The following is a 19,356-nucleotide window of genomic DNA, read 5'->3' on the forward strand; positions in this document are numbered from 1 at the left end:
CTATTAAGAATTCAGACGCTGGCGTACGTAGCCGTCGAGCGTATCGGCGGTTACACCAGCGTAGGAATTAATAGAGGCAAACTGCGGGCCGTTGGACGTATCCGTGTTGATATAACCGGTCTGCGCAATCAGCGTCGCACCCGAAGCAGCCGCCGACTTCAAGCCGCTCATGGAATCTTCGAGCGCCACACAATACGCCATATCTTCTGGCGCAATACCCAGCAGCTTCGCCGCAGCCAAATACGGTGCAGGAGACGGCTTTTTCTCCACGTCATCATCGCCGCAAATAAACCCAGCAAACGCACCCTTCGGCGCTTGATCAACCAAGCCCTGCGCCAAGTGACGCGGTGACGTGGTAACCAGCACGGATGGAATTCCAGCAGCAATCAGCGACTCAAGCACCTCAGTTACGCCATCAATCCACGGCATGTGCGCCGCTTCCGCCTTCGCCACATAATCAATCATGCCCTTGCCGATCTCCTCAACCGACAGCTGGCAGCCGTGCTCAACCATGCGCTGCGCAACCTGCGGCACCGGCGTACCAGAACCCTGCCATGCGAGGTCAAGATCCCAATAGCCACCGTGCGCTTTAGCGATTTCAAGCTCGCCCTGATGCCAGTACGGCTCAGAATCAATCAGCGTGCCATCCATATCCCAGAACACAGCTTTCAGCAACATCGCAAGGCGCCTTTCTTCTGCTATCGGTTTGCTGGTTTGCTAGTTCTATCTCATCAAACCTTACGGACGAACACACGCGCAGCCGATATCGCTTTCGTACAAGCCGACCGCAAAATTGGATGCGCCTCGCACACCAGTAGGTATACGAGGCGCATGAAAGAATGTCCTGCAGCTGCTGCAATTGCTGCATTTCTGACATTAATCCAAATAGTCGCTTTGCCACAGCACTACGGATTTCTCATCCGCTTCCGGAGTGCGTTCGCGACCAGCTATGCCCGATGGTAGTTCGCGCGTGCGCACACGAATCTGGTGGCGCCACATGCGAGCTCTACGAGAGCGCTGAATTTCTTCAATACCACCATCTGCATCCGCAGCGAACACGCTAGAGCCAGCTGGCATGTTCAACCGCCTGACCTGACGGCGCAATTCACGATTCTCTTCTTGCAGTTCGAGAATACGCGTGATGCCAGCAAGATTAATGCCCTCGTCCTGGCTGAGATGCTGTGCTTGCGTCAAACGATCAATATCGCGCAGTGAATAGCGGCGGGCACCGCCATCCGTGCGCTGCGGTATCACCAATCCCTGACGATCATATTGACGCAACGTTTGCGGATGCACTTGTGCCAGCTGTGCGGCAGCAGTCACCGTAAACAGTGGCATATCGACATCGAAACCGACCTCGTCAGCACCGTCAAGATTCGCACGCCCTTCGACAATTGCAATAGCGCACATCTCATACAGCGCACGAATCTGCCGATCAGATCGAGACATGATGATCAGCGCTCCTCAGCAAGCTGCTCAACAAAGTCACCAGACGCCTTGTCGAACTCCTTCGCCGCATGCTTCAACGCCAAGCCCGGCTTAGCAGGCACGTGAATCTCCACCACGCCAATCAGATCGCCCGTCTCATTGCCGCGATGCACGCCCTTACCAGACACGCGCACTTCAGTGCCACTCGACGAGCCAGCCGGCACCTTAAACGTAACCGTCTCACCGTCGATGTCCGCAGCGTCGATTTTCGCACCAGCAACCGCTTCGCCAACACTCACCGGCAGTGTCATGATCAAATCATGACCGCGCATCGTGAACTTTGGATCTTCAGCCACATGCACAGTCAGATACATGTCACCATTCTTGCCGCCATACAGGCCTGGCTTGCCTTTGCCGGCAATACGAATCTTCTGACCATCCTTCACGCCAGCTGGCACATGGGTCTTAAACTGCTTGCCATCCACGCGCAGCGACACCGTAGCGCCCTTCACCGCTTGGCGGAACGTCAACGTGATCTTCGAGTTACGATCCTCACCGCGCTGCGGGCTCGGCGTCTGCTCCTCATAGCCGCCATACGGCGAACCATAGCTTGCGCCAGCACCCTGACCAGCAGCACCGCCAAACATCGAGAAGATGTCATTCAAGTTCGGATTGGCACCGCCAGACGTACTAAACCGCACACGCTGACCACCCTGGCCAGAACCAAACATCGAACCGAAAATGTCAGAGAAACCAGAAGCGTCAAAACCACCCTGGCCGGAACCGCCAGCAAAACGAGCGCCACCCATACCAAACTGGCGGATCGCATCATACTTTTGGCGAGTTTCCTTATTATTTAATACGTCATACGCCTCGGAGATATCCTTAAACTTCTCCTCAGCTTCCTTAGTCTTATTAAGATCAGGATGATATTTACGCGCCAGCTTGCGGTAAGCCTTAGTGATCTCAGCGTCGGTGGCGTCCTTGGAGACACCAAGGACTTTGTAGAAATCCTTGCTCAGCCATTCATTCTCGGCCATGCGTATCTCCTTTCATGTTCTTTTCCCCTTGGCTCCTTGTCAAAGAAGCCGGCTCGCATAGCGAGACTGAGGGGCTGTCAATAGTTAAGAATTGTGTTTGCCAGGTCTGCACTGCAGCGTGAGTACATGAGTACAGCAGGCAGTAGATAAGCGCGATTGGATTCCAGCACATAGTGTTCGACACACTCAAGGCCGTTCGGCCAAGCCTACGGTCTCACACTATGTGCTGGAATCCAATCGCTACTCGCAACGGTATGAAACCTCATTGTGCAGCGTAAGTTCGGCGGACGTATGTTGTGAGACCGTAAAGACTTGGCCAGAGCGGCCCGGAGCGTGTCGAACAATATACGTCCGCCGAACTTACGCCATTAACATGCTTTCTGCTTCCCTTTCCCTAATTAAGGATTTCTACAAAGAGACCTTTTTAGAGGGGAGGGAGGGGGAGGGGTTAGTTCTTGGGGGAGGCTACTACTACGCGGGCGGCGCGGATTACGCGGTCGCCGATGCGGTAGCCGGCTTCTACCACCGTGTCAACAGTGTCCTTCTCGGCCGAATCGTCCGGCTTGTGCAGGATTGCCTCATGCTTGGTGGGGTCGAATTCCTCGCCTTTTTCGCCAAACTTCTCGACACCGAACTTTGCGAACGCCTTGTCGATCTTCGCCGCAACAGCCTTGAAGGAGTCATCCATCTCACTGTGTTCGCGGATACGGTCGATATCATCGAGGGCTGGCAGCAGCGCGCTCAGCACGTCGATAATGCCGTGCTGGCGGAAACGCTCCTGCTCTTTCTGTGCACGATTGCGGTAGTTGATGAACTCCGCGCGTTCGCGTTGCAGAGCTTCGAGATAGTCGGCAGCTTCCTTCTTGGCTTTGCCAAGCGGGGTGAGCGTGCCGTCGGCATCTTTGTCGGGGTCGGCGGAAGCGGCAGTGTCCGGCTTGGAGTCGGAAGCAGCTTTGGAATCGTCAGCCTTATCGGCCGCTTCTTCCTTCGCAGTGGGCTTGCTCTCTGACGCTCCCTCAGTCGCGGCATTCGCCGCGCCAGCTCCCTCAGCCGAGGGAGCCGAGGCCGGCTGCTCGGCCTTTGCCGAGTCAGCCGTCGCAGAGGCGGCCGAGCCGGCCGTGGAGGACGCAGCCGCGTCAGCGGTCACGTCGTCCACGTCCGGCAGGTCGTTCAGGTAATCGTCCTTGTTGAACTCAGTCATCGGACGAGACCTTACTTGTTGTCCTTGTTGTCGTCGTCATCCACGACTTCGGCGTCTACCACGTCGTCGTCGCCACCGTTCGAGGCACCCGCAGCGCCAGCGGAAGCACCCGCACCAGCAGCACCAGCGGCAGCACCTTCAGCGCCCTGCTGGGCGTACAGTGCCTGGCCGATCTTCTGTGCGGCGGTCATCAGCTCGCTCTGCGCGTTCTTGATCGCGTCGATATCGTCGCCCTTGAGCGATTCCTTCAGCGCGTTCACCTTGTCGGTGACTTCCTTAGCAACCTCGTCGGAGATCTTGTCCTTGTTGTCGTTGACGAGCTTCTCGGTCTGGTATGCGAAGGCTTCAGCCTGGTTGCGAGTCTCAGCCTCTTCCTTGCGCTTCTTATCCTCGGCCTCGTGAGCTTCAGCTTCCTTGACCATGCGGTCAATTTCGTCCTTCGGCAGGCCCGAGCCACCGGTGATGGTCATCGACTGCTCCTTGCCGGTGCCCTTGTCCTTAGCAGACACGTGCACGATGCCGTTAGCATCAATGTCGAAGGTGACCTCGATCTGCGGGACGCCACGCGGAGCCGGAGCGATGCCGGTCAGCTCGAAGGTGCCCAGCGGCTTGTTGTCGCGGGCGAACTCACGCTCACCCTGGTAGACCTGGATCAGCACGGACGGCTGGTTGTCCTCAGCGGTGGAGAAGACCTCAGAACGCTTGGTCGGGATGGCGGTGTTGCGGTCGATGAGCTTGGTCATGATGCCGCCCTTGGTCTCAATGCCCAGAGACAGCGGGGTCACATCGATCAGCAGGACGTCCTTACGGTCGCCCTTGATAACACCGGACTGCACGGCAGCACCAACAGCCACAACCTCATCCGGGTTCACGGACTGGTTGGCTTCCTTACCGCCAGTGAGCTCCTTGACAAGCTCCTTGACGGCCGGCATACGAGTCGAACCACCGACGAGCACCACGTGATCAATGTCGCTCACGGAGATGTTCGCATCGCGCAGCACGTTGTTGAACGGCGTGCGGCAGCGGCCGAGCAGGTCAGAAGTCATCTCTTCGAAGTGAGCGCGGGTCAGTGTCTCGTCGAGGTGCACCGGGGTGCCGTCAGGCGTCATGGCCAGGTACTGCATGTTGATGGAGGTCGAAGTAGACGAAGACAGTTCCTTCTTCGCCTGCTCAGCGGCTTCCTTCAGACGCTGCAGGGCGATCTTGTCCTTGCTCAGGTCAACGCCGTACTTGTTCTTGACTTCGCCAACCAGCCAATCGATGATCTTCTGATCCCAATCGTCGCCGCCCAGGTGGTTATCACCGTTGGTGGCCTGCACCTGAATGGTGGAGAAGCCGTCGTCATCCTTGCCGATCTCCAGCAGGGACACATCGAAGGTGCCACCGCCGAGGTCGAAGACCAAGATGCGCTCGTCTTCCTTGCCCTTCTCAAGGCCGTAAGCCAGTGCTGCTGCGGTCGGCTCGTTGATGATACGCAGGACGTTCAGGCCTGCGATCTTGCCCGCGTCCTTAGTAGCCTGACGCTGAGCATCGTTGAAGTATGCCGGGCAGGTGATGACGGCGTCGGTGACGGGCTCGCCGAGGTATGCTTCAGCATCCCTCTTCAGCTTCATCAGAATCTGCGCGGAGATCTCCTGCGGGGTCCACTTCTTGCCGTCGATTTCGACGGTCCAGTCGGTGCCCATGTGACGCTTCACGGAAGAAATAGTGCGGTCGACGTTGGTGACGGCCTGACGCTTGGCGACTTCGCCGACGAGGATTTCGCCGGACTTGGAGAAGGCGACCACAGACGGCGTGGTGCGTGCGCCTTCAGCGTTGACGATAACGGTGGGCTCGCCACCTTCGAGAGTAGCAATGCAGGAATTCGTAGTACCCAGATCAATACCAACTGCACGTGCCATAATGTGTGCTCCTTACTTGACGTTCGTTTACGTTGCTCGCTCAAGTCTGGGGATCTTGTGCTGGCGACCGACCAGCGGTGCAGATCCTTCGTCTCGAGGTTGCCCTCGTTTTGCTTTCCAAAACTTGAGCCTACACCACTCAACTTTTGAATGCCAACTTTTATTCCCAATTCCCCACGATTTTTTTGCTGTTTTTCAGCTTGGCTATCACACCATCAGGAAATACCAGCAAATACAGCAGTGCCCGCTGGCGAATAACTCGTCAGCGGGCACTGCGTTATCGGTGATTTATGTGGTTAGCGACGGAAAGTACCGCGCAGGCTAGATCACTTCAGACCCTGCCAGGCGACCTCCTCCTGGTTCCAACCGATCTTGCCGAGCTTGTCGTACTCGCCCTTGTTGGTCGTGTAAAGGTGCTCGCCAGAGTTCGGGTTGTACAGACGGTACACGGTCACCGAGGCAGTCTTGTCGACATACCAACCGATGCCTTCGTCGTTCCAACCGCGCTTGACCAAGTCGTCACGCTCGCCGGCACTCATCGTCCAGTGGTGGTTGCCGTCGTTCGGGTTGTACACGCGGTACACCGGCACGATGTTCGCGTTGGAGTCATCCTTGGCAGCGGCCTTGAACGACTTGCCTTCCTTGTTCCAACCGGCCTTGCCGAGCTGATCGTACTCGTACTTGCTGGTCGTGTAGTGGTGCAGACCAGAGTTCGGGTTGTACAAGCGGTACACGGTCACAGCCTTCACCGCAGCCGGCTTGTCCGGCGTAGACGGCGTAGACGGCTGATCTGGCGTGGTCGGCTTGTCAGAGCCCTTGCTTGCCTTGAGCACGGTTGCAGCCAGCGCGCCGGCCTGGTAGCCGTCAGCACCCACGGTTACCGCAGCACCGCCGTCCACCGTCACCTTGCCGTCAGCAGCAAGCGTCGTGTACTTGCCAGCCGGCACGGCGCTCACCTTCGCGGTGGCTTCGTTCGCGTTGAAGATGACCACGTAGGTATCATCGCTGTCCTTGAGCTGGTAGGCAACTACACCGTCGGACTGCTGCAGCACCGTCATGTTCTTGGCGATGTCGTCGTAGGAGCTCAGGTGCAGGTTGCCGATCGCCTTGCGCAGCGCGATCAGACCCTTCACGTAGTCAACGGAGTCGGACTGCGACACGGTACGCGTCCAGTCGATGGCGTTGACTGCGTCACCCGCGTTGTAGCTGTTGCCGTTGCCGCCCTTGGTGCGCAGGAACTCCTGACCGAACTGCATGTCGGTAATGCCCTGCGACAGGAAGATCAGCGAGTCGGCAAGCTTAGCGCGTGCGAGACGAGTTTCCTCGGAGTCGTTCGGGTTGCTCTTGACGAGCTTGTCGTACAACGTGAGGTTGTCGTGGATTTCGACATACTGGACCACCTGGTCAGCGCCACCATAGTTGGTGTCAGCGGTGCCGTTGTTGCAGTGACCACTGTCGTCGATACCCTCGCGCGAATTGTTGCAGCCGAGCACGTTGGTGGCGATGAGGTTCTCCTTGCCAGCCTTGCCGGACACGAAGCCGGTGTCCTCATCGGAGAACACGCTACCCTTGATCGCATCACGCAGCGAGTCGTTGAAGAAGGCCACGCCCGGCACCTTGTTGGCGTTAGGCTGAGTGGTTTCCTGGTCGCCAAGTGCGTCGGTCATATCCCAGCCTTCGCCGATGACGAGGATGCTCGGGTCGATCTTGTCGAGCGCCGCGCGAACCTCCTTCATCGTGGTCTGATCGATCAGGCCCATCAGGTCGAAGCGGAAGCCGTCGACGTTGTACGTCTTCGCCCAGTACGTAACCGAGTCGACGATGTACTTGCGGGCCATTGCACGCTCGGAGGCCACGTCGTTGCCGCAGCCAGAGTTGCTCAGCAGGTTGCCGTTCGCGTCGTAGCGGAAGTAGTAGCCAGGCACGGTCTTGCCGAACGCGTGCGTGGAAGCGTTGTACACGTGGTTGTACACCACGTCCATCACCACGTACAGGCCGTTGTCGTGCAAGCCCTTGACCATTTCCTTCATTTCCTTGACGCGAGCGCTTGGATCGCTCGGGTTCGAGGAGTAGGAGCCTTCTGGCACGTTGTAGTTGACCGGGTCGTAGCCCCAGTTCTGTGCGCCGTCAGCACCGTAGCTCAGGTCGCCGGACTCGTCTACAGAACCGAAGTCGTAGACAGGCATGATCTGCACGTGCGTCACGCCGAGCGACTTCAGGTAGTCAACGCCGGTGGGCGCGGCTCCCTTCTTGCCGTCGACGGTGGTGCCCTTCTCAACGAAGCCGAGGTACTTACCGCGCTTGGATTCCGAGACGCCTGAGGTCGGGGAGATCGTCATATCGCGCACGTCAGCTTCGGTGACGATAGCGTCGGTGGACTTGGAGAACGATGCCATGCGCTTGCCGGCATTGCCCTGCTCCGCCTTGGACAGGACCACGGAACGCTCGCCGTTAACAACAGCAGCGGTTGCGTACGGGTCGGGGGACGTGTTGGCTGTGCCATCGGCGAAGGTCAGCTCGTAGTCGTAGGCGTAATCCTTGAGATCACCCTTGATGTCGAATGCCCACACGCCCTTATCGCCGGACTTGTCGAGCGTTTCGGACTTGGTCAGTGCACCGTCTGCCTTGGTGGAGCCCGAGTACAGGCGCAGCGTGACCTTGGTGGCGGTCGGAGCCCAGAGCTTGAAGGTGGTCTTTTCGGCGGTGTAGTTTGCGCCCAGGTCGTCGCCGTCGTACGCGAACTTCTTGTCGAATGCGTCGGAGCGTACGACTGCACCGAGGGAGACCTCTTGCGTGCCGTAGCCTTCAACGGTCACCTTGTATGCCTTGGTGACGTCGAGCTCATCCTTGGTGGTGATGGTCAGCGTGGTGCCGTCGGCCTTCACACTGGCAACTTCGGCGCCGTCAACGCTCACCTTAGAAGCGAGATCATCGTCGGCAGCAGCAGCCTTGCTGGACTTGGCAGCAATCGCCTTGTTGAGCTTGACGGTGATGGTGTTGAAGTCGCTCACCTGCGCGGAGATGATCATGCCCTTGGCGTTGTACAGCGTGCCATTGGTATAGATCGTCGGGTCGCCCTGGACGAGCCAGATCTCAGCAGAAGCCGTACCGTCGGCGTTCAGCGTGATCGCGGACTGCGGGATGGTGCGGTTGTTATCGTCCGGGTCCTTGGCTTCCCAACCAGCACCGCCGTAGCGCACGATGAATTGCGGCATGCTCATTGCGGAACCGCTCAGCGTGTACTTGGCGATCAGGCCGTAGTCGTCGTGGCTGCTGAACGCGTACGCAGCACCGTTGACGCCGTCGGCCCAACCCCAGATGTCCCATGCCTTCATGCCGTCTTCGCTGGCGTAGTCGTCGGCGAGGCGGTGGTAGTGGATGGTGACGTTGATCTTGTCGGCGGTCTTCTTGTACCCGTCGGGAGCTGCAGTGAGGGTCTCATCGGGGTTAGCACCGTCAACCCAGATTTCCGCGGTACCGGTGGAACCGTCGAGCAGACGATCACCGCCGACCTTGTCCCAGCCTTCGGTGGTGACGATCGCGCCGATCTTGTTGGCTTCGTATGCGCCGTCGATGGTGGTTTCGAACACCTTACCGTAGGAGTCAGTGCCGGTGAACGCGTGCCAGGCAGCCGTGATCGACTTGCCGTCCTTGTCGGTGCCCCACATGTACACGCCGCGATTAGCGGTGGTGTCACCGTCGGCGGGCTTGTAGTGCACGATGACCTTGGTCTTCGGCTGGTAGGAATTCACATCCTCCGGCACGCCGGCGTTGGCTTCGTGATCGGCGACTGCCGTCCAGTGGCCCTTCGCAGTGTAGTTGCCGCCGCCGTTCGGGTTATCCCAGTTCGAGCCGCCGTCAGTGAACACGTACTCGAACGACTGGCCCTTCGGGTCAACGGTGTACTTGACCCAGCCGTTGCCGGCGTCTTCCATCAGCTCGTGGCCCTGTTCGCCCCAGTTGTTGATGCCGTAATGGATATACGCCTGCTTCCAACCGTCAGGGAGCTTGTAATAAATCGTGCGGCTGGTGTCGGTAGCAGCCTGCTCCGGGGTGTCGAACTGGCTCAGATCAGGGTCAGTTGGATCGGATGCGTTAGTGCCGGTCCACTTATCCTTGGTAGCACCCGCGTAGATTGCGATTGCGGAGTTCGCAGCGAGCGTTGCGTCGAACGTGCCATCAGCGTTGACGGTGATGGTCTTCGAGCAGTCGCCAGCAGCGTACACGTTGCAGTATTCGCCGGCAGGCAGCGACGTCTTGAACGTCTGCTTGGAGTCCTTCGCGCTGTTGTTGAGCGCGAGGTAGCCCTTGTCGCCACGGCCGAAGCCGAGCACGTTCGTATCGTATGCCTTCCAGTTGGTCACATCGGTGCCAGCAACAGCGTTGTGGAAGCCGATCATGCCGCGCACTGCGGTCCAACGTTCGGTGCACTGCCAAGTGCCGGAGGTCATCTTGCCGTCGGTCGGGCAGGTCTTGTCAGGCACGGAGGTTGCGGTGGCACCCGGAGCGCCGTCGTCATTGTTATCGAAGTAGTAACCGGAGAAGATGTGCGGCTGGCCGTAGTTGTAGGCGAGCATGAACGCGTTCGCCAGCAGGTACTTGGAGCCGTTCTTGTACGTCAGCGCAGACGAATTGCGCTCGGTATCCCAGTTGGTCACCCACACGGCCGCCTGGTCGGAGTCGAGCCAGCCGGTGCCGCCGATCTTGCCAAGTCCCTTGGAATCGCTGGTGATATCGGATGCGAACGCGGCAGACAGGTGCGCGTTGTAGTTAAATTCGGAGACTTTGCCGTTGCCAACATAGTTGATCGGCTGGATCGCGGCAGCCTCGGAAGCGTTGCCGATGACTTCCTGCTCGAAGAAGATGGAGTCGGCATCGCGACCGGATTTTTCGGCCAGCTTGGCCTTGATGGCAGCCACGTCTGCGTTAGCAATGTGCTTGACGGCGTCGACACGGAAGCCGTACACACCAAGCTGGAGCAGGCGGTTCATGTAGTCGGCGAGCTTGTCCTGCACGTACGGCTGGCTGGTGTCGAGATCCTGCAGGCCGGTCAGACGGCAGTTCTGCACTTCGTCAGCGTTCGTGTAGTCACCGATGTTCTTGGTGCAGCTGTGGAAGTTTTCTTTGGTGTATGGGATTTCAGGGAAGTTGCCTTCGGAGTCGAATTTGCTGCCAGCTACGCCGGTGCCTTCAGTACGATCGACGCCGGAGGTGTGGTTAATAACAGCATCGGCGATGACCTGCACGCCGGCGGCGTTACAGGTTTGAATCATGCTCTTGAGCTCGGCTTCAGTGCCCAGCTTGGAGTCAAACTTGTAGCTGACCGGCTGGTAGGAGGTCCACCATTCGGTGCCTTGGATGGTTTCCATCGGCGGGGAGATCTGCACATAGCCCACACCCTCAGGGCCGTATACGTTAGTACAGTCTGCAGCGACCGACTTCCAGTTGGTTTGGAAGGCGATTGCGATGACGTCGTTACTTTGTGAAGTGCTGGACTGCGTCGTCTGATCCGCAGCCTGAGCATACATTGGTGGCGCAGCTAGGCCCGCTCCCCCCATCGCCAGCGCGATGCCAACTGCGGCAAGGCGTTTGGCGAACGAACTGAATCGTTGAACGACCATCTGATTCCTTTCACTCTCAGCATTGAGATTTTGCAGGCTCAGCATCGTGAGAAAGTTCCCATCCCCGCGTGATTGCGCCTACATAGCTTCATGACAACGTTTTCACATCTACCACTAATGAAACATGAAAACACAAATGACATGTTTCATTCGCGGCAAGCATGCATACGTTTGCAATCGCTATTACTCTCAGCCTACCACAAAAACACCATATCAACGCGCTGGCGATAGGCAACGTTTGCAGTATACTGGTACGGAATACCGAACGAGATTCAAGTCTTTGCGGGGCACATCGCGGCGCACAACCGATTTCATAACAAAGGAGACATCCATGGATAAAGCAGGAATACGCGAGGTTGCGAAAGCGGCAGGTGTCTCCATTTCCACCGTATCGCGAACGTTTGCACACCCTGAGATCGTCTCCGAAAAAACGCGCCGCAAGGTGATGCAAGCCGCCGACAAACTCCACTTCAATATTTCCCGCTCCGCCGCAGCTCTGAAATCCGGTCAGACATTCCGCGTCGCACTGCTCATGAACGAAGAGATCACCAGCTGGTTCAACAACGAGATCTTCGCTGGCATCAACTCGATCATGCACGAAGCCGGCTACGATATCTCCATCTTCCAGCACATCGATACCGCTGAAACGCGCCGCAAATTCTTCGTAGAGATGCCAGTACGCCGCAATGTTGACGCTGTCTTCGTCGCCTCGTTCGCCATCGACGATAAGGAAGTTGAGCAGCTCAAGCGCATTAACGTGCCGATCATTGGGATCAATACACCGTCTGTGAATGGCTTCGACGCATCCGTCAGCATCGACGATGAGAACGGCATGTATAAGGCCGCACAGCACCTCATCAACCTCGGTCACCGTCACATCGTGTACGCGTGCTCCGCTGCATCGGAGACGATGGACTCCTCGATCGACGCTCGCGGCCGTGGCTTCATTCGCGCCTGCGAAAACGCTGCCGCCACCCGCCCGGATCTCAACTGGCAGGTGCTGACCGTGCCGCGCGGCCGCGATTTCGCTGACTCTGCACTGGCTGCCCTGCTGGCACTTGATAGCTTCCCGGATGCGATCTGCTGCCAGATGGACATGATGGCCATCCCGCTGGTGTTGAAGCTCGAACGGTACGGTCACCGCACGCCGCGTGACTACTCGATTATTGGCTTCGATGACAGCCCGTACGCTGACACGATTAACTTGACCACCATGCGCCAAGACCCGTTTGCTATGGGCCGCACGGCAGCGATCAAGGCAGTCAAGCTTATTAACGGCGAACAGTTGGAAACACCGCACGAAATCGTGCAGGCACGACTGGTGCTGCGCGAATCGGACGCACTGTATCAGGCGCGTAAGTAAATGCGCATAATGCGGTGACGCTCCCCCAGTCAGCCTGCGGCTGCCAGCGTCCTGCAATTACGGACAGCCTGACGGCTGACTGTTTGCTGGCTCACTATCGCTCGCTCCTCGCCTAAAAACCAAAATCCTTCGGATTTTCGTCGTGGCACAGCCACTCCCCTCACCTACGGACAGCCCACAGGGCTGTCCGTTTAACGGTTCGGCTGGACTGTTTTCTTAACGGCTCGGCCTAGCCGAGGGGGCCAAGGCTACCGCATCCATGTTATGTGAAGTTTGATAGTTATATTCCTATCCTTAGCCCCCTCAGCTGAGGGGGCTAAGTTATGCGCGATCCCAGTCAATGGGGCGGTGACCTCTGCTGACTACTCCCTATTACGCGCCACTAACCCTAAAAGGGAGTAGTCAGCACAATGTACGCATAGAGCGACAGGCAGACTACAGTACAAACGCGAGTCCGATGAACAGCATTGCTGGGTAGAGCGCGTAGAACACCCACTTCGTCCACGAATGCTTGTAGCCGAGCTGGTCATTGCGGTAGTGCAGGAATGCCACACCAATACCCGGCAGAATGCACATCACTGCACCCAGCAGGCCGGCGGTAAACATCATCGTGTTCTCATGGCGACCCAAGTAGTAGAACACCAGCACAAACGCGAGCGTCAGCGCACCGCTATACATTACGCGCTGATCAACGCCAACATGCAGGAGCAAATTCCACAGCACGCCTGCGATAACGAACAGCACCGAGACGGCCACGCGAGCCGCACCGGAGAGTCGCTTGCCAGCCCAATCCAATAGCGCAAGCACAATCAGTGCAATCAGCAGACCATACATTGGGTTTTGCGCGCTGATATCAAACCAGTGGCCAGTCATAATCCGGTCATAGGGGATTTCAGCGATCTTTGCTGCAACGAACAATCGCGCACCGTAGCGCCACGCATCATGCGTATGCTTCCAACCTTCAACGAGTAGCCACGCGTAAATCGGAATCGCGCACCATGAGACCACATCGCTCACAACAAGGATGGTCAACGCTGTCATATTATCTGCGCTCGGCGCACCTAACAGCGCAGGAAGCAGGGTGACTGCGGCAACTGACAAGGCCATGAACACTGCGGCGATTGTCTTGAGTCGGAATACTGACAAGCCCTTGCGCCTACGGCGGGTGGCTTCGCGCTGAGTCTTTGCCATCTCCACGTCGTTCATGGTCGCTCCTTTACCGCGTTTGTTTCATGCGATCCGTTGCGACTTCCTACTCAATACCAAGGAATCGCAGGATTCCAGCATAATCAGCACCTGCGAACGATTGCACAGCGTAAGTGCTGGCTTGCGGATCAGATTGCGGCGAAATCGCCGTGCGTAAGTAGATACCGTCAATGCCCGCTGAGCGTGCACCGAGAATGTCACAGCGCTCATCATTACCGATCATCACCGCACGATCGGCAGACAATCCCTCGCGCTCGAGCGCGCGACGGAACAGTTCCGGCGACGGTTTGCGCACGCTTTCTTCACTGGAAATAACAATGCGATCGAACAGCGCAGTCAGCCCTAGCATATCCAGTTCGGGGCGGGTATAGCAGGATTGCGCGTTGCTGACGAGGACGACGCGCAATCCAGCGGATTTCAACACACGCAACAAGTCATCAGCACCCGGGTACAGGTGAATCATGCGCGTGCTGGCATGGCGAAATGTCCACGCGGCTTTGCGTGCGGCTGTATCAAGCGCATCAGCGTCCACGCCAGCCTGCGCACAGAGCACGCGATAAGCCGGGAGCATATCCGGTTCGAAATACTCAGATGCTGGCGAACCAGCTGCGTCCTCACGCAGGTTTGTATCGCGCATCGCCTGTGCAAAGCGAGCGCGCAGTGCAGCAAGATCTGCATTGCGCGCGTCATCATGGCCTTCCCCCGCAACATGCAGCTGCGCGCGCAACGCTTCCCAAGCCGTATCCGACTCTTCGTCAGTGCGGATATCTACCAGCGTGCCGTACAGGTCAAAGAACACCGCATCATACTGTCGAGAGTCGGGTAGCATTACTAGGCTCGCTTCCACACCGTAAACGATTGTGCCGGCAGCACGAAGCAGTCAGCATCAGTGTCGATAGCCGCATGCGCAACAGCATCAGCAGTATCAGCCGTATCAGCCGTATCAGCCGTATCAGCATCGCGTGCAACGTCATAGCGCGTCGAATCGAGAACGCTATGCCATGCTGCAGCACCCGGCGCGTCAACAATCGCTTCGACTTTCACCAGCGGTACCTGCTGATCTTCGGCGTCGGGGTTCGCAAACACCGCGTACTCCCCTACAACGAAGGCCACCAGATTACCGCCCGCGTCAATCAGCCGACGGGGAGCATCAAACCAGCGCGGATCGGAACGTCGCAGCGCAATCAACGCCGTGTAATAGTCCACCAGTCCGCCGAGTCGCACCGAACGCAGCCAATCCAGCTCGTTAATGTCGATGCCGGAATCATACGAATCCTCATCGCCGTACTTCGTGCGCGCAAACTCTTCGCCAGACAGCAGGAACGGAATGCCCGCAGACGTAAGCACCAGGCCGGCAGCAATACGCCCAGCAGCCATCATCGGCTCGCGGCGCTCATCCACCGCGTCAAAAATGCCAGAACCAATCGTGCCTTCCGGGGTCATGCTGATGCACAGCTTGTCCCACAGCGTTAGATCATCATGCGCGGAAACATACTGGATCACCTGGCCGGCCACGCCTTCGCCGCCGTTCGGTGCCGTGCGCCACGCGTTCACAGCTTGCTCAACCTTAGCTTTATGACCGGCAGCATCACCGTTCACATATCCAGGTTGTTTCACGTAGAACACATGACCCTTCACCGCGTCACGCGTACCATCGCAGAAGTGTCCAATACGGTTGGAAAGCGCTGACAAACCTTCCTTGTCAGCCAGCACCGTGCCCTCAGGTACCGCGGTCGCCGCAGCACGCCACGGTTCGCCATACATGATGATCGACTCGCCGCCATCCAGCGAATCCAACGATTCGCGCACCTGGTTCATCGTCTCGACGTCGATCAAACCCATCAAATCAAAGCGGAAACCGTCAATATGGTATTCGCGCGCCCAATAAGTCACCGATTCAACAATGAAACGGCGGAACATCGGTCGCTCAGTGGCCATATCGCAGCCGCACGCCGAACCGTTAGCCAGCGCACCATTCGCCTTGCGACGGCAGTAATACCCAGGCACCGTGCGTTCAAACCAGTTATCAGGCGAGAACATGTGGTTGTACACCACGTCCATAATCACCTTGATACCGGCCTTGTGCAGCGCCTGAATCATCTTTTTGCATTCGCGGATACGCACCGTGCCGTCAAACGGATTCGTCGAGTATGAGCCTTCCGGCACGTTGTAGTTCACCGGGTCATACCCCCAGTTGAACTGCGGGCCAGCCGACTCGTCCACCGAACCATAGTCGTAGAACGGCAGCAGCTGCACAGCAGTGACGCCCAACGCGCGCAGGTAGGCAATACCCGTCGGGTGTTCGCCAAGCCCGTCAACGCTCGTGTTGTCATCCGTGAAGGCGAGATACTTGCCGCGATGCTCTGTGGGGAAGCCACCGTGCGGATCGTTGCTGAAATCGCCGATATGCGTTTCCCAGACGATCGTGTCGCGAGCAGTGGTAGCTGGGCGCTGGTCCGACTCCCAACCGTCAGGATCAGTACGTGCCAGATCAACGACCATACTGCGCCGGCCGTTTACGCCAGCTGCAGTAGCCCACGGGTCAGCGGTGCGGTTGACCGTGCCGCAAGGGAATTCAACAAGATAGTCATAGTAGACGCCATGCTTGTTATCGTCGAAGTTCAGCACCCAAGAACCGTCCATCTCACGGAACATTGGGTAGGATACGAGCGGTCGACTACCGGGCTCATCCTCGCTGCCGTGCGAGAACAGGCGAAGCGTCACTTTGCACGCCGTCGGTGCCCAGAGAGCAAACTGGGTGCCTGATGGCGAAACCACGGCACCCAGCTGCCGCTCCAAGCATGGAGGGAACGGCTCAGTGACACTCGGCTGAGTAATGGCGAGTGTCATATTGTTTTCCTTTGTTGTAGAGGCCCTTGGCCTTGGCTCAGGGGCCTCACTACACTACGGACTAATTAGCCCTTAACTGAACCAGACATGGACTCCTGGTAGAAGCGCTGCATCACGATGAACAGGATTGCGATCGGGATCGAGATGACCACAGCCGCGGCCGCGAAGCGCGCGTACCAGTTCTGGATGTATTCCTTATCGAGCATGAGCCACAGGCCTAGCGCGACCGTGTAGTTCGACTGTGTACGGCAGATAACCTTTGCCATCACGAAGTCAAGCCACGGGGTCAGGAAGCCGATAATTGCCTGGTAGACGATCATGGGCTTACAAATCGGGATGATGATCTTGTAGAACACCTGCAGGCGGGTGCAGCCGTCGAGCATGGCGGCCTCATCCAGCGAGGTCGGAATGGTGTCCATGTAGCCCTTCATCACGTAGAAGCCAGCGCCAGAACCTGCCGAGTAGACCAGAATCAGTGCGATTGTGGTCAAGCCTTCGCCAGTCAGGCCCACAGCCTTGAGGATGAAGTAGATTGCGGAGACGGCCATGATGCCCGGGAACATGCCCAGAATCAGCACCACGTTCATGAATGTACGACGAGTGCGGAAGCGCAGGCGGCTCATACAGTAGGCGACCGAGAGCACGAAGAACATCGAGATCAAGCACACGAAGATCGCGACGATGAACGTGTTCATGAACATCTTCGGGAAGTTCAAGACCGAACGGTCAGTGAACAACGCAATGTAATTGTTCAGCGAGAACTCAGTCGGGAAGAACGTCCTCGTGTACGGAGCAGTGTTCTTGTTGAAGCTCTCCGCGAAGACCCATACGATCGGCACCAGCCAGATCACGGCCATCACGCCAAGGAACAGGTGCGAGAGTACGTCGCCTAAGATGCGGCGCTTCTTCGCATCGTGCATGAGGCTGTGCGACTCAGCCTTCTGAATGCTGTGGTTGCTCATCAGCGGAACGCCTCCTCATTCTTGTAGGATCCGGAGTTGCGGTAGGTGATCAGCGACACCACCGCGAGGACGATGAAGGTCATGATGCCGATGACGGCACCGAGGTTGTAATCGTTCTTGTCGACCGTCAGCTTGTACAGCCAGGTGATCAACAGATCGGTCTTACCAGCGGACGAACCAACCGGCGTCGGGTTACCTGCGGACAGCAGGTAGATCACGTTGAAGTTGTTCACGTTACCGGTGAACGTGGTGATCAGGTACGGGGTCAGCACGAAGATGATGTACGGCATCGTGATCTTGATGAAGATCTGCCACCAGTTTGCACCATCGATCTTGGCGGCCTCATACAGGTCGGCCGGAATGTTCTGCAGAATACCAGTGATCTGCATGATCGTGTACGGAATACCAACCCACAGGTTGATGATGATGACGGTGACGCGAGCCCACGTGGCGTTCGTGAAGAACGGCAGAGCGGAGTCAATCCAGCCCCATTCCATCAGCAGGCGGTTGATAGCACCGGTCGGCTGCAGCATCGTGCGCATAACCAGCAGGGACACGAACTGCGGCACAGCGATCGACATGGAGAAGCATGCGCGCCAGAAGCCCTTGAAGTGCGTGGTCTTGCGGTTGATGATCATCGCGAAGAACATGCCCAGGAAGAAGTTCAGGAAGGTTGCGAAGAACGCCCAGACCAGCGTCCATGCCAGCACGGACATGAACAGTCCGGCGTTGACGGTGCCGCCCTTGTTGGAGAAGACTTCGCCGAAGTTCTGGAAACCAACCCAATCGAAGAGGGTCAGGTGCTTGTGATCGTAGCTGGTGAATGCCATCGAGATCATGAAGATCAACGGCAATACCGTGAACACCAGGATGCCGAGCGTCGGCAGGAACATGAGCAGCTGGTTGGCCTTCTGGTCAGTCAGCGTGCGGAAGTCATCCATAACGCTGGGGGCCTTGCCCTCTTCGCGAATCAGGCATTCCGCCTTGTACGCGGACTTCAGCGAGATGGTCCACAGGTAGACGAACAGCACGCACACTACGAGCGTGCACACACCGTACAGCAAGATGACTACGGAGTTATCGCCAGCGGTGTACACCCAGAAGCCATCGACCAGCTTCTTGCCCTGCTTCTGATCGCCCAAGCCGGGGAGCTTGCTCAGGTAGCCAGCGCCGCTGACGATCATGAACACGATGAACGCGATCTCGAGGGCGAGTAGGGCGATGCCCTTGATGTACTGCTTGCGTACGATGTTGCCGAGGCCGAATACTACTGCTGACAGCTTGGTGAAGATATCACCCTTGGTCAGCGCGGCCTTCACCGAATATGGTGAAGGAGCCACGTAATCCGCGCCCATTTTCTTACGGCGCCTCATCTCCCGCCGGGAAAGGGTTGCCGTTGTCATAACCCCACCGCCTCTCCTTGTTGTTGGTCTGGTGTCAGTTTGTACGGGCAGCATGCCGTAAAAACTGTAAAAAAATAGATAATGTCGCGCTGCTTTGCGCGAATGCGCTAACCCTCTGTGGCCACTCTTTGTGCCATAGAACCGATAAAGCCCGGGTGCCGAACCATATTCAGCGCCCGGACTCTGTCGGCAATGGAGGAGAAGGAGAGGGGTACGTATGTATGAAACCGCTTGATATCTGAGGCTGCGGGCGAATGCGCGGTTTCATGGCGTTCGCCCTGCAGTGGCGTACCTTATCGGACCCTCAGGTATTGTTCGCTTCCCGAGTTTCCTTGATGAGGGGAAACTATCAGCAGTGCTGAAGGAAGCGTAAGTGTTGAA

Annotated in this window: 12 protein-coding genes; 1 reads left to right on the plus strand and 11 read right to left on the minus strand. The window is 57.6% G+C overall.

The window, feature by feature from the left end; genetic code table 11:
• Window positions 1-3 precede the first annotated feature (3 nt).
• From D2E25_RS09440 to pulA (D2E25_RS09470), 6 genes are all read right to left on the minus strand, one after another.
• Window positions 4-678 carry an HAD family hydrolase gene (locus tag D2E25_RS09440; protein WP_125982181.1) on the minus strand — a complete coding sequence of 225 codons (675 nt, stop codon included), beginning with the start codon at window positions 676-678 and terminating at the stop codon, window positions 4-6.
• 198 nt (window positions 679-876) lie between these two features.
• Window positions 877-1,449 carry a heat shock protein transcriptional repressor HspR gene (locus D2E25_RS09450; protein WP_164514799.1) on the minus strand — a complete coding sequence of 191 codons (573 nt, stop codon included), beginning with the start codon at window positions 1,447-1,449 and terminating at the stop codon, window positions 877-879.
• Window positions 1,450-1,454: 5 nt separating this feature from the next.
• Window positions 1,455-2,468 (minus strand): DnaJ C-terminal domain-containing protein, encoded by a 1,014-nt coding sequence (locus D2E25_RS09455; RefSeq protein WP_125982186.1) that lies wholly within the window; start codon window positions 2,466-2,468, stop codon window positions 1,455-1,457.
• Between the two features lie 448 nt (window positions 2,469-2,916).
• A complete protein-coding gene (gene grpE / locus D2E25_RS09460; RefSeq protein WP_125982188.1) occupies window positions 2,917-3,669 on the minus strand; it encodes a nucleotide exchange factor GrpE in 753 nt (250 codons plus the stop codon).
• Window positions 3,670-3,680: 11 nt separating this feature from the next.
• Window positions 3,681-5,570, minus strand: coding sequence for a molecular chaperone DnaK (gene dnaK, locus D2E25_RS09465; protein WP_125982190.1), 1,890 nt, complete (start codon window positions 5,568-5,570; stop codon window positions 3,681-3,683).
• 326 nt (window positions 5,571-5,896) lie between these two features.
• The gene (pulA, locus tag D2E25_RS09470; protein WP_241217142.1) at window positions 5,897-11,191 is read right to left on the minus strand and encodes a type I pullulanase; all 5,295 of its coding nucleotides are present in this window, start codon (window positions 11,189-11,191) and stop codon (window positions 5,897-5,899) included.
• A 331-nt stretch (window positions 11,192-11,522) separates the two neighbouring features.
• On the opposite strand from pulA (D2E25_RS09470), the gene D2E25_RS09475 reads away from it, so the two are divergent.
• The gene (locus tag D2E25_RS09475; RefSeq protein WP_125982192.1) at window positions 11,523-12,554 is read left to right on the plus strand and encodes a LacI family DNA-binding transcriptional regulator; all 1,032 of its coding nucleotides are present in this window, start codon (window positions 11,523-11,525) and stop codon (window positions 12,552-12,554) included.
• A gap of 435 nt (window positions 12,555-12,989) precedes the next feature.
• Here D2E25_RS09475 and D2E25_RS09480 read toward each other — a convergent pair whose 3' ends face one another.
• The 5 genes from D2E25_RS09480 to D2E25_RS09500 all read right to left on the minus strand — a co-directional run bounded on the left by D2E25_RS09480 (window position 12,990) and on the right by D2E25_RS09500 (window position 18,945).
• On the minus strand, window positions 12,990-13,760 hold the full coding sequence (locus D2E25_RS09480) for a TraX family protein (protein ID WP_125982194.1): 771 nt from the start codon (window positions 13,758-13,760) through the stop codon (window positions 12,990-12,992).
• Window positions 13,761-13,806: 46 nt separating this feature from the next.
• The gene (locus tag D2E25_RS09485; RefSeq protein WP_241217144.1) at window positions 13,807-14,607 is read right to left on the minus strand and encodes an HAD family hydrolase; all 801 of its coding nucleotides are present in this window, start codon (window positions 14,605-14,607) and stop codon (window positions 13,807-13,809) included.
• The gene (pulA, locus tag D2E25_RS09490; RefSeq protein WP_125982197.1) at window positions 14,592-16,610 is read right to left on the minus strand and encodes a type I pullulanase; all 2,019 of its coding nucleotides are present in this window, start codon (window positions 16,608-16,610) and stop codon (window positions 14,592-14,594) included. The genes D2E25_RS09485 and pulA (D2E25_RS09490) overlap by 16 nt, the downstream gene beginning before the upstream one ends.
• Window positions 16,611-16,675: 65 nt before the next feature.
• Window positions 16,676-17,572 carry a sugar ABC transporter permease gene (locus D2E25_RS09495; protein ID WP_125982199.1) on the minus strand — a complete coding sequence of 299 codons (897 nt, stop codon included), beginning with the start codon at window positions 17,570-17,572 and terminating at the stop codon, window positions 16,676-16,678.
• Window positions 17,572-18,945, minus strand: coding sequence for a carbohydrate ABC transporter permease (locus tag D2E25_RS09500; RefSeq protein WP_125982226.1), 1,374 nt, complete (start codon window positions 18,943-18,945; stop codon window positions 17,572-17,574). Before D2E25_RS09500 ends, D2E25_RS09495 begins: the two co-directional genes overlap by 1 nt.
• Window positions 18,946-19,356: the final 411 nt, after the last annotated feature.

Origin of the sequence: Bifidobacterium goeldii (genome assembly GCF_003951095.1) — a bacterium.
GTDB lineage: Bacteria > Actinomycetota > Actinomycetes > Actinomycetales > Bifidobacteriaceae > Bifidobacterium > Bifidobacterium goeldii.